Source organism: Cellulophaga sp. L1A9 (genome assembly GCF_009797025.1).
Classification (GTDB): Bacteria; Bacteroidota; Bacteroidia; order Flavobacteriales; family Flavobacteriaceae; genus Cellulophaga.
On record NZ_CP047027.1, the window covers coordinates 2,135,108 to 2,150,420 of the forward strand.

The following is a 15,313-nucleotide window of genomic DNA, read 5'->3' on the forward strand; positions in this document are numbered from 1 at the left end:
AATAAGTTGACATAAAATCGACTTATTCATGAAACGTACAATTATTACAGTAAACAAGCGTACCCAGCGCGATTATAATCTGGGCTTTAAATTAAGTGTTGTCCATCAGGTTGAAAAAGGCGAGATGACTTATAAGCAGGCGCAGAAGGCTTATGGTATTCAAGGTAGAAGTACTGTTTTGGTTTGGCTGAGAAAACATGGTACATTAGATTGGAGCAAACCTATACGTCGTCAAATGCCAAAATCAAAAGAAACACCTGCACAGAAAATCAAACGCTTGGAGAGAGAGCTTTCCGATGAAAAATTGAGGAATAAAATTCTCAACACTATGATCGACATCTCTGATAAACAGTATGGTACTGCTATTAGAAAAAAGCATTTGCCCATTCAATCCAGCGCATCCGACAAGAACAACGATTAAGTTTATCTCGTTGTTGTCGATTGTTTGGGATAAGTAGACAAGCTGTCTACCAAGCAGAAAAACGTATCATAAAAAGAGATCAAGAGTTAGTAAAAGTAAAGAACTTGGTCGAAGGCCTTCGTAAGGATATGCCCAGGCTCGGTACACGAAAGTTGTATTATTTGTTAAAGGATGAATTCGCAAAGCACAAATTAAAAATAGGAAGAGATGCCCTGTTTGGATATTTACGCTCAGAATCAATGCTTATAAAGCCAAGGAAGAATTACACCAAGACAACAAACTCTAACCATTGGCTTAGAAAACATCCTAATCTGATGAAAGAAATCAAAGTTTCTAGACCAGAGGAATACTTCGTCAGTGATATTACATACATTAAAAGTAGGGAGCGTACACATTATCTATCCTTGGTGACCGATGCCTATAGTAGAAAAATAATGGGGTATCATCTTAGTGACGATATGAGTGCCGAGAATGTGGTAAAGGCAGTAAAAATGGCGAACAACAATAGATTAACGAACAAAGATATAATTCATCATTCCGATAGAGGATTGCAGTATTGCTCGGCCATATACCAAAAAGAACTACAGCTAAGTAATATGACCCCATCAATGACAGATGGGTATGATTGCTACCAAAATGCATTGGCAGAACGAATGAACGGCATATTGAAAGGGGAATTCTTAATCTATAAATGTAACAGTGGTAAAGAGTTGAAAAAGCTCGTAGCAGAATCAATAAGAACGTATAATAACAAAAGACCACACTTGAGTCTAAAATATAAAACACCTAACTTTATACACAACAAAAAACCAGAGAAGCTAGCTTCTCTGGTTTAATATTAATTATTTAAAAACTGTCAACCTATTTTAGGACGACTCATCCTATTATTTTAATTCCCAACCTTTACGATACGTCCCTTTTACCCATTCATTGGCTTTTTCATAATTGGTTACGCGCATGTTTTCTCCATCCCATAGAATTTTACGTCTACCGGGATATGCAAAAGGTTCCCAATCGCCAATTTTTTTACCAGGAATTAATTCTTTGTATTGATATGCTTTAATGGCCAAGTTGCCCATGAGAACAGCTTCTGTTAAGGGTCCTGATTTAGAAAAATCTGATGAGGTTGTCGTGCCTTTGAGGCATCCGTTTACAAAATTCATAGCATGTCCAGCAGTATCTCCTTCAATCCTTGTTAAGCTTGGTTTTGGCGGATTAAACATGCTCATGGTTTCAGAAGGCAGTAAACGTGCATTTCTAGAATAGGTATCCGTTACAAGAATTCCTTTAGTGCCATAAAATATACTTCCGCCACCATTATCCCCAATGGTTTCACCAGTTTTTAATTCGTCAGGTAGGTCTGGTTTTAGCCCCCCGTCATACCAATTCAAAGCGATATCTCCATGTGCTTCCGTATTAAATTTTAGACGTACAATAGATGATGCTGGGCAAGATTGGTGGTAATCTGCCTCTACAAAATCGCCCACCCAATTTGTGGTACAACTGGCTTCTGCTTCAGTGGGGTAGCCTAGTCCTAAGGTACTAAAAGGGGTTTCCATGATATGACACCCCATATCGCCTAAAGCTCCTGTGCCAAAATCCCACCAGCCACGCCATTTAAAAGGCAAATACCCTGAGTAGAACGGTCTGTCTGCTGCAGGACCTAGCCATAAATTCCAATCCAATTCTTTTGGAATAGGATCTCCTCCTTTTGGTAGGGGAATTCCTTGGGGCCAAACGGGTCTATTGGTCCAGCAGTCTACCTTTTGTATTTTACCAATAAAACCAGAATCTATCCATTCTTTTGCTTGTCTACTGCCGTCACTAGAGGCACCTTGGTTTCCCATTTGAGTAACAATGCCATTTTCTTTAGCAACTTTCGTCATCAAACGTGCTTCATGAATATTGTGTGTTAATGGCTTTTCTACATAAGCATGCTTTTTTGCTCGCATAAAAGGTAAGGCTATTGTGGCATGGGTATGATCTGGTGTTGCGACCATGATGGCATCAATATCTTTAAGATGCTTGTCGTAAACTGTTCTAAAATCTTTATATAGTTTTGCTTTAGGATGTAGTTTTTTACTGTCTTTAACTTGACGGTAATCTACATCGGCATAGGCAATAAATTTTACTTTCTTGGTATTGGTAAGGTCATTAATTACTCCTCCGCCTCGGCCTCCTATACCGAAGCCAGCCATATAGAGGGTGTCACTAGGTGGAATATGATTTTTACCAAGAACAAAGTTGGGTACAATGGAGAATACAGCTGTGGCTGCAGCTGAATTTTTAATAAATTTTCTTCTTTGCATAATAAGTTAGTTTGAGTATGTGTATTAAAAATACACGATATTTTGCTAATTATGCACCATATGAGGTAAGTATGTAAGGGAGTTCTGGGTTAGAATTGAAATTTAGTAGCGACAGCTTATGCAGCGTTATAAGGACTGCGGATTCCATTCTTTGTAAAATTGCTCTAGATAATCAAGCATAAACTGGTGTCGTTGTTCTGCAAGAATCTTCCCATTTTTGGTATTCATTTTATCTTTTAAGAGCAATAACTTTTCGTAAAAATGATTTATGGTAGGTGCGCTAGATTTCTTATAGGCTTCTTTGGTCATTTTTAGATTGGGTATTATAGCGGGATTGTAGAGTTCCCTATTTTTAAAACCGCCATAATTAAATGCCCGCGCAATACCAATAGCTCCAAGAGCATCTAAACGATCTGCGTCTTGAATAATGTCTAATTCTTTGGATGTGAATTTTGCGACTTCTTTTTCTAAAGTCTTTTTAAAAGAGATATTATCAATGATTAAGACAACATGTTCAATAATATTTTTGTCAACATTTAAAGAATTCAAAAACTCCTGCGCCAGTTTAGGGCCAATGGTTTCGTCTCCATCATGAAACTTTGCATCGGCTATATCATGAAGTAAAGCACCAAGGCTTACTACGAGAAGGTCTATATCTTTTTCGTCTTTAGCAATTAATAATGAGTTTCTAAATACGCGTTGAATATGAAACCAGTCATGACCGCCTTCTGCGCCTTGCAAAGTTTCTTTTACAAAGGCAATTGTTTCTTCTACAATAGCAGTATTTGTCATTTAAATATGTACTCCAGTGGTTATTACTTTTTCTATTTGTGCCGTTAATGCATCAAGATCACCAGTGTTTTCTATGGGTTGATGTACATCTAAGGTAATATGACTTCCTAAACCGTTAGGGAATTTTCCGTAGCGAAGCGTTTTCCAAGAGTTGTTAATACTAATGGGGACGATTAACGCGGATGGTGCATTCTTTATCAATAGTTTTAAGCCTGTAGTTTGAAAAGGCTTAGGGTGCCCTGTTCGGCTTCTTGTTCCTTCAGGGAAAATTACAGCGCTTCTATGATGTTTTTCAATATACTGCCCTAATTTTATAATCTGACTTAGTGCCTGTTTGCTATCTTTTCTATCAATTAAAACAGAACCTCCGTGAACAAGATTGTATGAAACACTAGGGATGCCTTTTCCAAGCTCTATTTTGCTGACAAATTTCGGATGGTTTTTACGCATGTACCAAATTAATGGTGGAATGTCAAGCATACTCTGATGGTTTGCAACAATAATTAAAGGTCTATCTGTAGGAATTTTGTAAGGGTTATTAAAACTATATCTTGTTCCAATAATAAGCGAACATCGCATTAAAGATAAGTTAAGCACGCTCACCACCCTTTTTAATCCAGGGTAGCCAAATATCGTATTAGCCAACCACTGAATGGGGTGAAAAATTAAAAGCGTTAACCCAAAACAAACAAGGTATACTGCACTGAGCGGATATGCGAGAATCTTTTGCATAGTACAAAAATAAAAAACCGCTCTATATAGAACGGTTTTTAAAATAAAAATTTTATTGTTTCATTTAAAACGTACAAATGTACTAGGTTTTAAAATTAACAGAATTCGTCGTAAGCAGCCATTAAATTATCTGCAATAACTTCTGCTGGTCTACCTTCAATGTGGTGACGCTCAATCATATGAACCAATTCTCCGTTTTTAAACAAAGCCATACTTGGCGATGATGGAGGAAAAGGAATCATTAAACTTCTAGCTTTATCAACAGCGTCAAAATCTACACCAGCAAAAACAGTAACAATATGGTCCGGTTTTTTGCTATTGGTTAAACTAAATTTTGCTGCTGGTCTTGCATTTGCTGCGGCACAACCACAAACAGAATTTACAACAACTAATGTTGTTCCTTCTGCATTAACAGCTTTTTCCACTGCTTCAGCGGTATGTAATTCTTCAAACCCAGCAGATGCTAGGTCTTCTCTCATCGGTTTTACTAATTCTGCAGGATACATAGTCTTTTTTTTTAATCAATTTATATAAGTTATCAAAGATAACCAATTTGTCTTAGTTCATCTCTACTCCTTAACTTTTCATTAGAGCATTTTTTGTAATTGAAAATTATATCTTTGGCCTAAATTTTTTAAAGCATGAAATGGATTTTACTTCTCGTTATATTTTATATACTCCAAAAAGTATTTAGTAAAACAAAAAAACCAAATTTTTCACAAAACGCTAAATCGGTAAGCCCAGAAGATTTTGAACTGAATTTACTTTCGCTTTGTTCCATTGTTATTAAAGCAGATGGGAAAGTGAGCCAGAGTGAAATGGAATATGTGCAGCGTTATTTTGTGGCCACCTATGGTAAGGATAAAGCCAACGCAATATTCAGAACGTTTAATGAGGTTATAAAAAAGAGAGAAATATCTGCGCAACGTATTTGCGATTACATGAATCAACGTACAAGAGTAGAGGTGCGTTTACAACTAATTCATTTCTTATTTGCAATAGCACAAGCAGATGGGTCTGTTAGTACTGCTGAAATAAATAAAATACAGGAAATTGCAGGCTATTTAAGAATTGGTCGCAATGAATTTGAAAGCATAAAAGCGATGTTTATTAAGTCTGCTGATAATGCGTACAAAATTTTAGAGATAGAAAAATCTGCTACAGATAATGAAGTTAAAAAAGCCTATAGAACTATGGCTAAAAAGTATCATCCAGACCGTGTTATTACAGATAATGAAGCGATTAAGAAAGGCGCGGAAGAGAAGTTTAAAGAAGTCCAGATTGCTTATGAAACCATACAGAAAGAACGTGGGATTAATTAAGGTTAAACTTTTTAAAAAGGAGTATTAATGCTTTAAAATTTTACAAAAATGGTATTATTTTAAGGGCTTGTAAAAGAATTTTTTATGGAAGATTTTTGGTTTTATATAAAAATGGGATTAGATCATGTACTAGATCTTTCTGCTTATGATCACATTCTATTTTTAGCAGCTCTAGCAATCCCGTTTACCTTTAAAAGCTGGAAGAAAGTATTAATTTTGGCCTCTATTTTTACGTTTACCCATTGTTTGTCTTTGGCTTTATCTACGTTTGATGTGGTTGTGGTTGATGTGGGTTTTATTGAATTCTTAATTCCAGTAACTATATTTCTTACGGCAATTTTTAATTTAATCTATGTAAAATCAGACCTACACCATAAAAGCATTCTATTGCACGCCGTAGCAACGGCTTGCTTTGGTCTAATCCATGGATTTGGCTTTTCAAATTATTTTAAAATGCTGATGGCGGAAGAAGATGATAAGGTAACGCCCTTATTGGGCTTTGCTTTAGGGATAGAACTTTCTCAATTGGTGATTGTAATGACTGTTTTAATTTTGGCTTGGGTGCTACAAAATATGTTCAAGCTTAAACAATCATTATATATTATAATCGCATCTATAGTTGTGCTTTTAATCACAATTCCAATGTTGATGAATACTTTTCCTTTTTGATTTTCTCTTAAAATTAACCCTAAGTGGTTGTAGAGATAGCTGAAAGCAGGTATCTTAGTACTTTATTTAAATAGGCTTTGTCGCTTTTATGAAAGATAGTAAACAAAAAAAATACGATAAGGCCTACCTGAGAATGGCCAGTGAGTGGGGCAAATTATCTTTCTGTAAAAGAAAACAAGTTGGTGCTATAATTGTAAAAGATAGGATGATTATTTCCGATGGTTATAACGGTACACCAACAGGTTTTGAAAACCATTGTGAAGATGAAGAAGGCTATACAAAATGGTATGTTTTGCATGCAGAAGCTAATGCAATATCAAAAGTAGCAGCATCAACACAGTCTTGTAATGGAGCTACTTTATACATTACATTATCACCTTGTAAAGAGTGTAGTAAATTAATACATCAATCTGGCATAAAACGTGTTGTATATCAAAATGGATATAAAGACGATTCTGGACTTCAATTTTTACAAAAAGCAGGAGTAGAATTAGTTCATTTGCCTGAAATTAAAGAGAATATATCGTAGTAACAATTTGTTAAATGAAGAAGAAACAACAGTATTTATGGCCTATTATAGTAGCCGGATCACTTGCAATAGGTGTTTTTGTTGGAGGGAAACTTCATTTTAACGATTCTCCTGAAAAGCTATTTTCAACCAATTCAAAAAAAGATAAATTAAACAGATTGATCGATTATATCGATTATGAATACGTAGATGATATTAATACGGATAGTATTGTTGATGTTGCCGTAAATAATATTCTTGATAAACTAGATCCTCATTCCGTATATATTCCAAAAGAAGATATGGCAAAAGTATCTGAGAATATGAAGGGTGATTTTGTGGGAATTGGGATTAGTTTTTTTATGGAAAAAGATACAATCTCAGTGGTTAGAACTATTGAAGATGGTCCAAGCTTCAATAAGGGAATAAAGCCAGGAGATCGTATCTTAATGGCAGACAATGATACCTTGTTTGGTAAAGATATTCCGAATGATGTAATTATCGAAAAACTAAAAGGGAAAAGAGGTACAGCAGTGCAGCTTAAAATTTATCGCAAACAAGACGATAGAACGTTTTCAATTACGATTAAACGAGACAATATTCCTTTAAAAAGTGTAGAGGCGGCTTATTTGCTTACGAATGATATTGGGTATATAAAAGTGAATAGGTTTGCGGAATCTACTTTTAAAGAATTTAAAAGTGCATTGGCGAATTTACAGAAGCAAGGGGCTAAAAAATTAGTTCTTGATTTGCGTGATAATCCTGGTGGGTACTTGGGTATTGCCGAACAAATGGCAGATGAGTTTTTAGTGGATGGTAAGTTAATTTTATTTACTAAAAATAAAAAAGGTGAAATAGATAAGGCTTTTGCTACGGATAAAGGAACCTTTGAAAATAAACCAATTTACGTTCTTATCAATGAACGCTCTGCATCGGCAAGTGAAATTATCGCAGGAGCGTTGCAAGACAATGATGTGGGGACTATTGTAGGCAGACGTTCTTTTGGGAAAGGTTTGGTGCAACGTGAAATGGAATTGGGTGACGGTTCTGCTATACGCTTAACTATTTCTAGATATTATACGCCAACGGGTCGTTCTATTCAGAAAGATTATACGAAGGGTCATAAAGATTACTATCAGAAATTTACAGATCGCTATTCTAGTGGGGAATTAGTGTCTGTAGATAGCATAAAAGTGGCAGATTCTTTAAAGTTTACCACGCCTAAGGGTAAAGTAGTGTATGGTGGTGGAGGTATTATCCCAGATGTTTTTGTTCCTATAGGTGATTATGATGAAGAAACAATCTCTTCTTTAGAGAGTGTAGGTATTCTATCAAGATTTGCATTTAACCATTTAGAAGAAGATAGAACGCGCTATAAAGATTATACTGAAGATCAATTTATCAAAAACTTTAGAGTAGACGATATTCTTTTTCAGAAATTTATTGATTACATGCTTCAGTTTGGAGCACAAGGATATAGCACCTTTAATTATTCAGATTTTGAAAATAAGATAAAACTATACATTAAGGCCTCTATTGCAGAGCAAATATTTAATCCTAATGCCTATGCCATCATAAAAGGTCAAGATGATAGTATGCTCCTTAAAGTCTTAGAATTGGATAACCCTAATAAAGTGCTAAGCCAAGAGGAGTTAGACAACCTAGATTAATTGCCTTCTACCTTTTTCTGAATTTTTTTAGACATCATAAAGATAACAATCAAAACAATAGCACAGAGCGCAGCAACTATACCAATTAAGGCAATAACGCTATCTCCTTGCATTGGATTGTTAAAATCTATAACAGTTGCATTATAAATAATTAAGGCAACAGCAATAACGATTAATACAATATTCACGATTTTAGTCATATTTCAGTATTTTGAAAATTATTTAAAAAAGTTGATTAATATTCGCTGCGAATAATTTTACAGCAATAGCCAGTAAGATAACACCAAAAACTTTTCTAATGACACTCAATCCTGTTTGACCTAACAACCTTTCTATTTTTTTAGAAGATTTTAAAACAAGGTATACAAAGATGATGTTGATTATAATGGCGACGATGATGTTTTCTACGTAATATTCTGCTCGTAAAGATAAGATTGAAGTCATGGTACCCGCTCCAGCAATTAGTGGAAATGCAATTGGGACTATTGAAGCGCTTTCGGGAGCGTCATCACGATACAAGGTAATGCCTAAAATCATTTCTATAGCAAGGAAAAAGATAATAAAAGAACCTGCAACGGCAAATGAATTGACATCAATGCCAATTAAGCTCAAAATTTCATCACCAATAAAAAGGAAAGCCACCATAATAACAGCGGCAACAATAGATGCTTTTTCAGATTGAATATGACCTACTTTGTTCCGTAAGCCAACAATAATAGGGATGCTTCCTAAAATATCTATTACAGCAAATAAAACCATTGTTGCTGTAGCAATTTCTTTAAAATCGAAATGAAATTCCATAACTTGAAAATATTTGCAAATTTACGGTTTAAATCAAGTATTAGCTGTTTTAATGAAAAATAAATGTAGATAAGGGTATCTTTGAATTTTTAAATATAGATATGTTTCAAATAGGAAAAACTTTAGTCTCTGAAGAAATAATTGATAACGATTTCGTTTGTAATCTAACCGCTTGTAAAGGTGCTTGTTGTGTTGATGGTGATGCGGGAGCCCCTTTGGAAGAAAAGGAAACGGAAATACTGGTTGATATTTATCAAAAAGTAAAGCCGTTTTTAAGACCAGAGGGTATTGCGGTAATTGAAGAAGAGGGTGCTTTTGTTAAAGGTGATGATGGCGAATGGGAAACCCCCTTAGTGAATGGTAGCGAGTGTGCATATGTAGTTTTTGAAAATAATGGAACGGCAAAATGTGGTTTAGAAGAAGCTTATAATGCTGGCGTTACAAAGTGGAAAAAACCAGTATCATGTCACATGTATCCCGTACGTATTCGCGAATATTCTGAGTTCACGGCAGTAAATTATCATAAGTGGCACATTTGTGATCCTGCATGTTCTTTGGGAGAAGAATTAAAAGTACCGGTTTACAAGTTTTTAAAAGAAGCTTTGATAAGAAAATTTGGAGCGAAATGGTATGATGAACTAGAAATAGCAGCGGCGGAGTACCTTAAATAGTAGGGATAGAAACAATTACCTTGGTTCCAGTGGCTTTCTTGTTGGCATCATAAAGGTCTATAATTTGAACCTCAAAAGTATTTTGGAAATCTTTAGAAAAATTGGCTAATCGTTCTTTTGTAATGTCGATACCTATAGATTTCCTTTTTAGTACTTTATTCTCTTTAATAACTTCGGCAGCAGCACGTCCTATGCCGTTGTCTGTAATGGATATGGTGGTAAAATAGTCGTTTTCTTGCTTAATATCAATGATAATGCTTTTGTCTTCTTCTCTGGTAGATAGGCCGTGCCAAATGGCATTCTCTAAAAAAGGCTGCAATATTAGAGATGGTATTTTTATGTCGTGGGTATCAATTCCGTCTTCTATTTTTATCTGAAAATCTATTTCATTTGAAAATCTAATGTTTTCAATGTTCATATAAAGTTCAATGGTTTCTAATTCTTCGGCAAGTGAAATTTCTTTTAAGGAAGATGCTTCTAAAATTTTGCGAACTAATTTTGAAAATTTATTGAGGTAGTATACCGCATTTTTCTTTTCATTATTAATGATGTAAAGTTTAATAGAGTTTAAAGAATTAAATAAGAAATGCGGGTTCATTTGACTTCGCAACATGCTTTGTTCTAAGGTCAATAACTTTTTTTCGTTTTTAAGTTGAAATTGGCGGTATAGAATGTAAAGAATTAACGAGGAAAGGGCGAGTAAAAGAGTGCTGATAAGCAGTGTATTCTCGTTTTTTCTTAGTTTAAGGCGCACAAGCTCGTTGTCTCTTGCCAGTGCTTCAATTTGGTTGTTTTTCTTTTCGATATCATACCGAGATAAAACGTCATTCACATACCTCACATTTGTTTCATTGGTAATTTCATCTTCAATTTCTTTAGATTTTTTATAGTATTCTAAGGATTTTTTATAGTCATTTTTTTTAATGTAAAGATTAGAAAGATGGTTGTAGCCAACGGCCTGAGAACGTGGTAAATCATACTTTACAGATAAGCGAATACCTTCAACTAAATTTTCTTCAGAACTTTCATATTCTCCCAAATCCATGAGCGCCCAGCCTAAATTAATAAATACGGAAGAACTTATAAAATGATCTCCTAGTGCTATAGATTTAGATAAGGTGGTTTTAAGTATTTGTTGCGCTTTTAGCGTTTTTTTCTGTTTTATAAATACTTGTGCAATGCTATTGTTACAGATAACACGCCCCATGTCATTATCCATTTCCTCATTAAATGCAAGTGATTTTCTGTAGTAATTAAGAGCATTTTTTAAGTCGCCAAGTTCTTCATAACACTCCCCTATGTTTTGATTATTGATCGCTTGTCCTAACTTATTGTGTAATTCTTCTTCTAGTGCTAAAGATTTTTTAAAAATTTCTATAGCAACATTGTATTGTTTTAAATTTTGATAGATATTTCCTATGCCGTTTAAGGACACATTTTTACTTCGTTTTAGCCCTTCTGTAAGTTCTGGGGCAGACTCTGCAAGCGCTATAGCTTCTTGCGCGTAATCTAATGCTGTTTTTACGGCATCCATACGTCTATAAGCAACACTAAGCATATTAAGGCTATAGACCTTAAGTTCTAAATTGTCTGCTTTTTTAGCCGCTTCTAATGCTTCTTTGTGATTTTTAATCGCAATGTTAAACTTAGATATGTTTCGGTATTTTGTTCCAATTTGGTTTAGGGCGTAGGCTTGTCCGTGTAGATAATTTTTTTGCACTGCACTATTTGCAAAGTAGCGCATTAATACTGTGTCCCTTCTGTTTGGTCTTAGTACATGGTCTATTTCAGAATAGGCGGAAGGTGCTTTAAAAATTAAGCTATCTGTAGTCTTTTTAAACTTTTCAGAAATATCCTGGCTGTATGATGAAATAGGTAGGCAGGTTAAAAGAAGGACTACTACTTTAAATGTAAACCAGTAAAAATATCTTAAGGAAGTAGGTGCACTTGTTTTTGTCCCCTGCATAAAATCATGTTATATTAAATCTAAAAAGTCGGATTTCTTTTGTCGTGATACTGGTATTTTGTGATTAGATTCTAATATAATATATCCATCTGTTTTGATAAATTCTTTTATTTTATTTAAATTAATGATATACGAGTTGTGAATTCTGTAAAAACAATCACTTGGTAAGATTTCATTAACTTCTTTTAGTTTTTTAGTAAGAACAATTTTGTGGCCATCTGTTAGAAAAATAGTGCTGTAGTTTCCATCAGATTCAACATATAAAATTTGATCACTTTGTAGGAAAACCAATTTTCCGTCGGTATTAATTGTAATTTTTTTTTGAATAGAAGAAGCGTTGAAATTCAATAATATTTTTTCTAATTTTTCTGTAGTAATTGTTCTGGCATTGAATTTTTTAATTTTCTCGATGGTCTCACCTAAATCATCAGAATCTATGGGCTTTAAAAGATAGTCTATAGCTTCGTGCTTCATTGCTTTAATAGCATATTGGTTATATGCCGTTGTGATAACTACGGGAAATTCTTTGTTTTTTAATTTTTGAATAAATTGAAAGCCATCCATGGTGGGCATTTCAATGTCTAAAAAAAGACAATCTGGAGTATTCTCTTTCTTTTCTAGGTATGCTAATGCTTCAATAGGGTTCGTGAAAGACGCTACTATTTTAATTTCATCACTAAAATTCGTCAATTCCCAAGTTAAACTTTGGAGGGCTTTAATTTCATCATCTACAATTACGGCTTCGAGCATAGGATATTAAATGTAAACAAAAATACAAGTAAATATTTTTTTTTTAAAGTGCTTATGTATCAATGGTTCGTTTTTAAGTGCATTTGGGCTGAAATATATAATATGACCTGTTTTTTAATACTCAGCATTAAGGCTTTGTGGTTGTTCTATTTTATGTTAAAAAGAGATGAAAAGCTAAATATACCATTTATACAGTTTTCTTCACCATTGGTACATTACAGATTAGACCAGTGTCTAATTGTCCTAATTTAGTCCTGTTGTTTAATAAAACGAAGACCCCCTTAAGGATTTGAAAAGTATCCTTATTCGGTTCATTAAATTGAAGTATAAGATTTATAAGCGTTAAATTAAAAACAGAAATCATGCAAAAATCATTTATTCTATTTGTTGTTTTAATTATTGTTATCACTATTGCCGTACTAATAGAACGTGAAGTTAATTACGATCAAAATGAAGATTTTGTGTCATTATCAAATGTGCAATTAAAGGGAAACTAAAAGATGTCGACAATGAAAATTTCAGGACATATAATTGTTAATTATAAGTATGTGATAGGTGCACTATTTGCGATGTTACTACTTACGTCATACTTGCCCTTAGATAGCTTGGGGGCAAATACAATGAAAATAGATTCAGAGTATGTATTAAAAGCCAGTGGTCATTATACGGGTGATGTTTCCGGTGAAATGATATTTAAAACCTCTTCTAAAAAAAATAGTCTAGGTGAAAACTTTGTTACACTTACGGCAGAAGTTAAAGATGTTGAAAAAAGTATGTTTTCTTTTTTAATTTCTCAAAAATTAGAAAGTGATACCATTGATAAAGGAGTGTATAAAATTACGTATAATAATGAGGAGTCTGTGTACCGGCAAGAAGGGGCTTTGGGTTTTTTTAATATTGTAGATTCAAATGATCTTCCGTACTATGCAACTGAGGGAAAAATAATTATTTCTAAAATAAATGAGAATAATATCAAAGGTTTTGTACATTTAACCTTAGAAAATTTTCGAAATAAAAGAATTTTGATTTCCGGCAGTTTTAATGCCGATGTAAGAAAAGAGGAATAACAAACTGTCAAACCATGACGCTACCCTATTAATGCATATCAGTAGTTAGGATATGTGTTGCCGTTTTTTCGGCGCATAGGTGTTGTTTATGACGACAATTAATTAAAGAAAGCAGAGTTTTAATTCCGTTTTAGTTGGATTTTTAGGTTTCGGGGGGAACTTCCTAAATCAAACAAGTAGTTATTTGTTGTAAAATAATACCTTAGGGGTAGCTGGGTTAGACAGGATTTATTTAAAATCTTAGGATTTTAGAAATAGACCAAAGAGTATGTTTTTTAATACTTTTCGGTCTTTTTTTATGGGGTATAGACTTGTGTAATTCTTAGTGTTTTTCTAAGGAAATCTAAAGCCTGTCTAAGCGCAGCAAACATCACTTCTGAGGGTACATTTCAACAATTTGTGTTAAAAACTTTGTATCAGAAAACACGAAACATGCTTTCTTTACAACTGATTATTTGCAATCTTTGTTAACCGGTCTGGGGAGTCATTCCACTTGCGAATTTTTAATAAAATATAGAAAGAGATATATGTCAGCAATAGAGCCAATTTTGCAAGAGAATAAAGATAGATTCGTTATTTTTCCAATTCAACATAATGATTTATGGGAATGGTATAAAAAACAAGAAGCTTGTATTTGGACAGCAGAAGAAATTGACTTAAGTGAGGATGCGAATGACTGGAATAATAAGCTGAATGATGATGAGCGTTATTTTATTAAACACATTTTGGCATTCTTTGCAGCATCAGACGGAATCGTTAATGAAAATCTAGCAGAGAACTTTGTGAATGAGGTACAGTACTCAGAAGCTAAATTTTTCTACGGTTTTCAGATCATGATGGAAAATATTCATTCGGAAACATATTCTTTATTAATTGATACGTATGTTAAAGATGATAAAGAAAAAACAGTTCTTTTTCAGGCAATAGAAAACTTTCCTGCAATTAAGAAAAAAGCAGATTGGGCTTTAAAATGGATAGATTCGCCAAGTTTTGCGGAACGTCTAATCGCATTTGCAGCAGTAGAAGGTATTTTCTTTTCTGGTTCTTTTTGTTCTATTTTCTGGTTGAAGAAAAGAGGTTTAATGCCTGGGTTGACATTTTCTAATGAACTGATCTCCCGTGATGAAGGAATGCATTGTGATTTTGCGGTACATCTTCATAATAAACATATCGTAAATAAAGTTCCTAAAGAGCGTATTACAGAGATCCTTGTAGACGCTTTAAATATAGAAAGAGAATTTATCACAGAATCATTACCTGCGAGTTTAATTGGGATGAATTCTAAATTAATGACTCAGTATCTTGAGTTCGTAACAGATAGATTGTTGGTTGAATTGGAATGTGATAAAGTATACAATTCAACAAATCCATTCGATTTTATGGATATGATTGGAATGGAAGGAAAGACAAATTTCTTTGAAAAAAGAGTTTCAGAATATCAAAAAGCGGGTGTCTTGAATTCAGATAAAGAAGGAGATTCTCAAATCAGCTTCGACGCAGATTTCTAAAATTAAACTATAAATCATTATTATTTCGGGAAGGTTTTCTTATAGAAATAATAAACTATAAACACAACTTGTTGTGCTTTGAAAAAGGCATGATCAGGCCATTGTATCACTAAAAATAATTGTAGCC

17 protein-coding genes are annotated in these 15,313 nt (G+C 33.9%); 9 read left to right on the forward strand and 8 right to left on the reverse strand.

Annotated elements, in window-relative coordinates:
* Nucleotides 1-28 precede the first annotated feature (28 nt).
* Nucleotides 29-1,257, forward strand: a protein-coding gene (locus tag GQR94_RS09215; protein ID WP_370458288.1) for an IS3 family transposase whose coding sequence is annotated in 2 segments (ribosomal slippage) — nt 29-383 and nt 383-1,257 — 1,230 coding nt in all. Because the reading frame shifts where the segments join, the coding sequence is not laid out codon by codon here.
* Between the two features lie 48 nt (nt 1,258-1,305).
* Here GQR94_RS09215 and GQR94_RS09220 read toward each other — a convergent pair.
* The 4 genes from GQR94_RS09220 to GQR94_RS09235 all read right to left on the reverse strand — a co-directional run bounded on the left by GQR94_RS09220 (nt 1,306) and on the right by GQR94_RS09235 (nt 4,760).
* On the reverse strand, nt 1,306-2,730 hold the full coding sequence (locus GQR94_RS09220; protein ID WP_158975220.1) for a Gfo/Idh/MocA family protein: 1,425 nt from the start codon (nt 2,728-2,730) through the stop codon (nt 1,306-1,308).
* A 126-nt stretch (nt 2,731-2,856) separates the two neighbouring features.
* On the reverse strand, nt 2,857-3,522 hold the full coding sequence (locus tag GQR94_RS09225; protein ID WP_158975221.1) for an HD domain-containing protein: 666 nt from the start codon (nt 3,520-3,522) through the stop codon (nt 2,857-2,859).
* Entirely contained in the window at nt 3,523-4,254 is a 732-nt protein-coding gene (locus tag GQR94_RS09230) for a 1-acyl-sn-glycerol-3-phosphate acyltransferase (protein ID WP_158975222.1), read from the reverse strand.
* A gap of 95 nt (nt 4,255-4,349) precedes the next feature.
* Entirely contained in the window at nt 4,350-4,760 is a 411-nt protein-coding gene (locus tag GQR94_RS09235; RefSeq protein WP_158975223.1) for a BrxA/BrxB family bacilliredoxin, read from the reverse strand.
* Nucleotides 4,761-4,895: 135 nt separating this feature from the next.
* On the opposite strand from GQR94_RS09235, the gene GQR94_RS09240 reads away from it, so the two are divergent.
* The 4 genes from GQR94_RS09240 (at nt 4,896) to GQR94_RS09255 (ending at nt 8,423) form a co-directional block, all read left to right on the forward strand.
* Complete coding sequence (locus GQR94_RS09240) at nt 4,896-5,576, forward strand: TerB family tellurite resistance protein (RefSeq protein ID WP_158975224.1); 681 nt, start codon at nt 4,896-4,898, stop codon at nt 5,574-5,576.
* 84 nt (nt 5,577-5,660) lie between these two features.
* The gene (locus GQR94_RS09245) at nt 5,661-6,245 is read left to right on the forward strand and encodes a HupE/UreJ family protein (protein ID WP_158975225.1); all 585 of its coding nucleotides are present in this window, start codon (nt 5,661-5,663) and stop codon (nt 6,243-6,245) included.
* An 88-nt stretch (nt 6,246-6,333) separates the two neighbouring features.
* Nucleotides 6,334-6,774 carry a dCMP deaminase family protein gene (locus GQR94_RS09250; RefSeq protein WP_158975226.1) on the forward strand — a complete coding sequence of 147 codons (441 nt, stop codon included), beginning with the start codon at nt 6,334-6,336 and terminating at the stop codon, nt 6,772-6,774.
* 14 nt (nt 6,775-6,788) lie between these two features.
* Complete coding sequence (locus tag GQR94_RS09255) at nt 6,789-8,423, forward strand: S41 family peptidase (RefSeq protein ID WP_158975227.1); 1,635 nt, start codon at nt 6,789-6,791, stop codon at nt 8,421-8,423.
* Here the strand turns inward: GQR94_RS09255 and GQR94_RS09260 are convergent.
* Together GQR94_RS09260 and GQR94_RS09265 are read right to left on the reverse strand one after the other, a co-directional pair.
* Nucleotides 8,420-8,623, reverse strand: a complete 204-nt coding sequence (locus GQR94_RS09260) for a hypothetical protein (protein WP_158975228.1) — start codon at nt 8,621-8,623, stop codon at nt 8,420-8,422. The two genes, GQR94_RS09255 and GQR94_RS09260, sit on opposite strands and share 4 nt — an antisense overlap.
* Before the next feature lie 22 nt (nt 8,624-8,645).
* A complete protein-coding gene (locus tag GQR94_RS09265; protein WP_158975229.1) occupies nt 8,646-9,224 on the reverse strand; it encodes a MarC family protein in 579 nt (192 codons plus the stop codon).
* A gap of 101 nt (nt 9,225-9,325) precedes the next feature.
* Here GQR94_RS09265 and GQR94_RS09270 point away from each other — a divergent pair, with 101 nt between their 5' ends.
* Nucleotides 9,326-9,895, forward strand: coding sequence for a DUF3109 family protein (locus GQR94_RS09270; RefSeq protein WP_158975230.1), 570 nt, complete (start codon nt 9,326-9,328; stop codon nt 9,893-9,895).
* On the opposite strand, the gene GQR94_RS09275 is transcribed toward GQR94_RS09270, so the two are convergent.
* Nucleotides 9,888-11,861 (reverse strand): tetratricopeptide repeat protein, encoded by a 1,974-nt coding sequence (locus GQR94_RS09275; RefSeq protein ID WP_158975231.1) that lies wholly within the window; start codon nt 11,859-11,861, stop codon nt 9,888-9,890. The two genes, GQR94_RS09270 and GQR94_RS09275, sit on opposite strands and share 8 nt — an antisense overlap.
* A gap of 9 nt (nt 11,862-11,870) precedes the next feature.
* Nucleotides 11,871-12,611 carry a LytTR family DNA-binding domain-containing protein gene (locus GQR94_RS09280; RefSeq protein ID WP_158975232.1) on the reverse strand — a complete coding sequence of 247 codons (741 nt, stop codon included), beginning with the start codon at nt 12,609-12,611 and terminating at the stop codon, nt 11,871-11,873.
* 362 nt (nt 12,612-12,973) lie between these two features.
* Here GQR94_RS09280 and GQR94_RS22825 point away from each other — a divergent pair, with 362 nt between their 5' ends.
* From GQR94_RS22825 to GQR94_RS09290, 3 genes are all read left to right on the forward strand, one after another.
* A complete protein-coding gene (locus GQR94_RS22825) occupies nt 12,974-13,108 on the forward strand; it encodes a hypothetical protein (RefSeq protein WP_255451558.1) in 135 nt (44 codons plus the stop codon).
* A gap of 12 nt (nt 13,109-13,120) precedes the next feature.
* Complete coding sequence (locus tag GQR94_RS09285; protein WP_158975233.1) at nt 13,121-13,678, forward strand: hypothetical protein; 558 nt, start codon at nt 13,121-13,123, stop codon at nt 13,676-13,678.
* 527 nt (nt 13,679-14,205) lie between these two features.
* Nucleotides 14,206-15,186 carry a ribonucleotide-diphosphate reductase subunit beta gene (locus GQR94_RS09290; RefSeq protein WP_158975234.1) on the forward strand — a complete coding sequence of 327 codons (981 nt, stop codon included), beginning with the start codon at nt 14,206-14,208 and terminating at the stop codon, nt 15,184-15,186.
* Nucleotides 15,187-15,313: the final 127 nt, after the last annotated feature.

Excerpts from the sequence above, each read along its gene's own strand:
- GQR94_RS09250 (WP_158975226.1), top strand. The coding sequence starts at position 6,334 with ATGAAAGATAGTAAACAAAAAAAATACGATAAGGCCTACCTGAGAATG.
- GQR94_RS09245 (WP_158975225.1), top strand. The coding sequence starts at position 5,661 with ATGGAAGATTTTTGGTTTTATATAAAAATGGGATTAGATCATGTACTA.
- GQR94_RS09280 (WP_158975232.1), bottom strand. The coding sequence starts at position 12,611 with ATGCTCGAAGCCGTAATTGTAGATGATGAAATTAAAGCCCTCCAAAGT.
- GQR94_RS09220 (WP_158975220.1), bottom strand. The coding sequence starts at position 2,730 with ATGCAAAGAAGAAAATTTATTAAAAATTCAGCTGCAGCCACAGCTGTA.
- GQR94_RS09270 (WP_158975230.1), top strand. The coding sequence starts at position 9,326 with ATGTTTCAAATAGGAAAAACTTTAGTCTCTGAAGAAATAATTGATAAC.
- GQR94_RS09260 (WP_158975228.1), bottom strand. The coding sequence starts at position 8,623 with ATGACTAAAATCGTGAATATTGTATTAATCGTTATTGCTGTTGCCTTA.
- GQR94_RS09265 (WP_158975229.1), bottom strand. The coding sequence starts at position 9,224 with ATGGAATTTCATTTCGATTTTAAAGAAATTGCTACAGCAACAATGGTT.
- GQR94_RS09275 (WP_158975231.1), bottom strand. The coding sequence starts at position 11,861 with ATGCAGGGGACAAAAACAAGTGCACCTACTTCCTTAAGATATTTTTAC.
- GQR94_RS22825 (WP_255451558.1), top strand. The coding sequence starts at position 12,974 with ATGCAAAAATCATTTATTCTATTTGTTGTTTTAATTATTGTTATCACT.
- GQR94_RS09290 (WP_158975234.1), top strand. The coding sequence starts at position 14,206 with ATGTCAGCAATAGAGCCAATTTTGCAAGAGAATAAAGATAGATTCGTT.
- GQR94_RS09235 (WP_158975223.1), bottom strand. The coding sequence starts at position 4,760 with ATGTATCCTGCAGAATTAGTAAAACCGATGAGAGAAGACCTAGCATCT.
- GQR94_RS09240 (WP_158975224.1), top strand. The coding sequence starts at position 4,896 with ATGAAATGGATTTTACTTCTCGTTATATTTTATATACTCCAAAAAGTA.
- GQR94_RS09285 (WP_158975233.1), top strand. The coding sequence starts at position 13,121 with ATGAAAATTTCAGGACATATAATTGTTAATTATAAGTATGTGATAGGT.
- GQR94_RS09230 (WP_158975222.1), bottom strand. The coding sequence starts at position 4,254 with ATGCAAAAGATTCTCGCATATCCGCTCAGTGCAGTATACCTTGTTTGT.
- GQR94_RS09225 (WP_158975221.1), bottom strand. The coding sequence starts at position 3,522 with ATGACAAATACTGCTATTGTAGAAGAAACAATTGCCTTTGTAAAAGAA.
- GQR94_RS09255 (WP_158975227.1), top strand. The coding sequence starts at position 6,789 with ATGAAGAAGAAACAACAGTATTTATGGCCTATTATAGTAGCCGGATCA.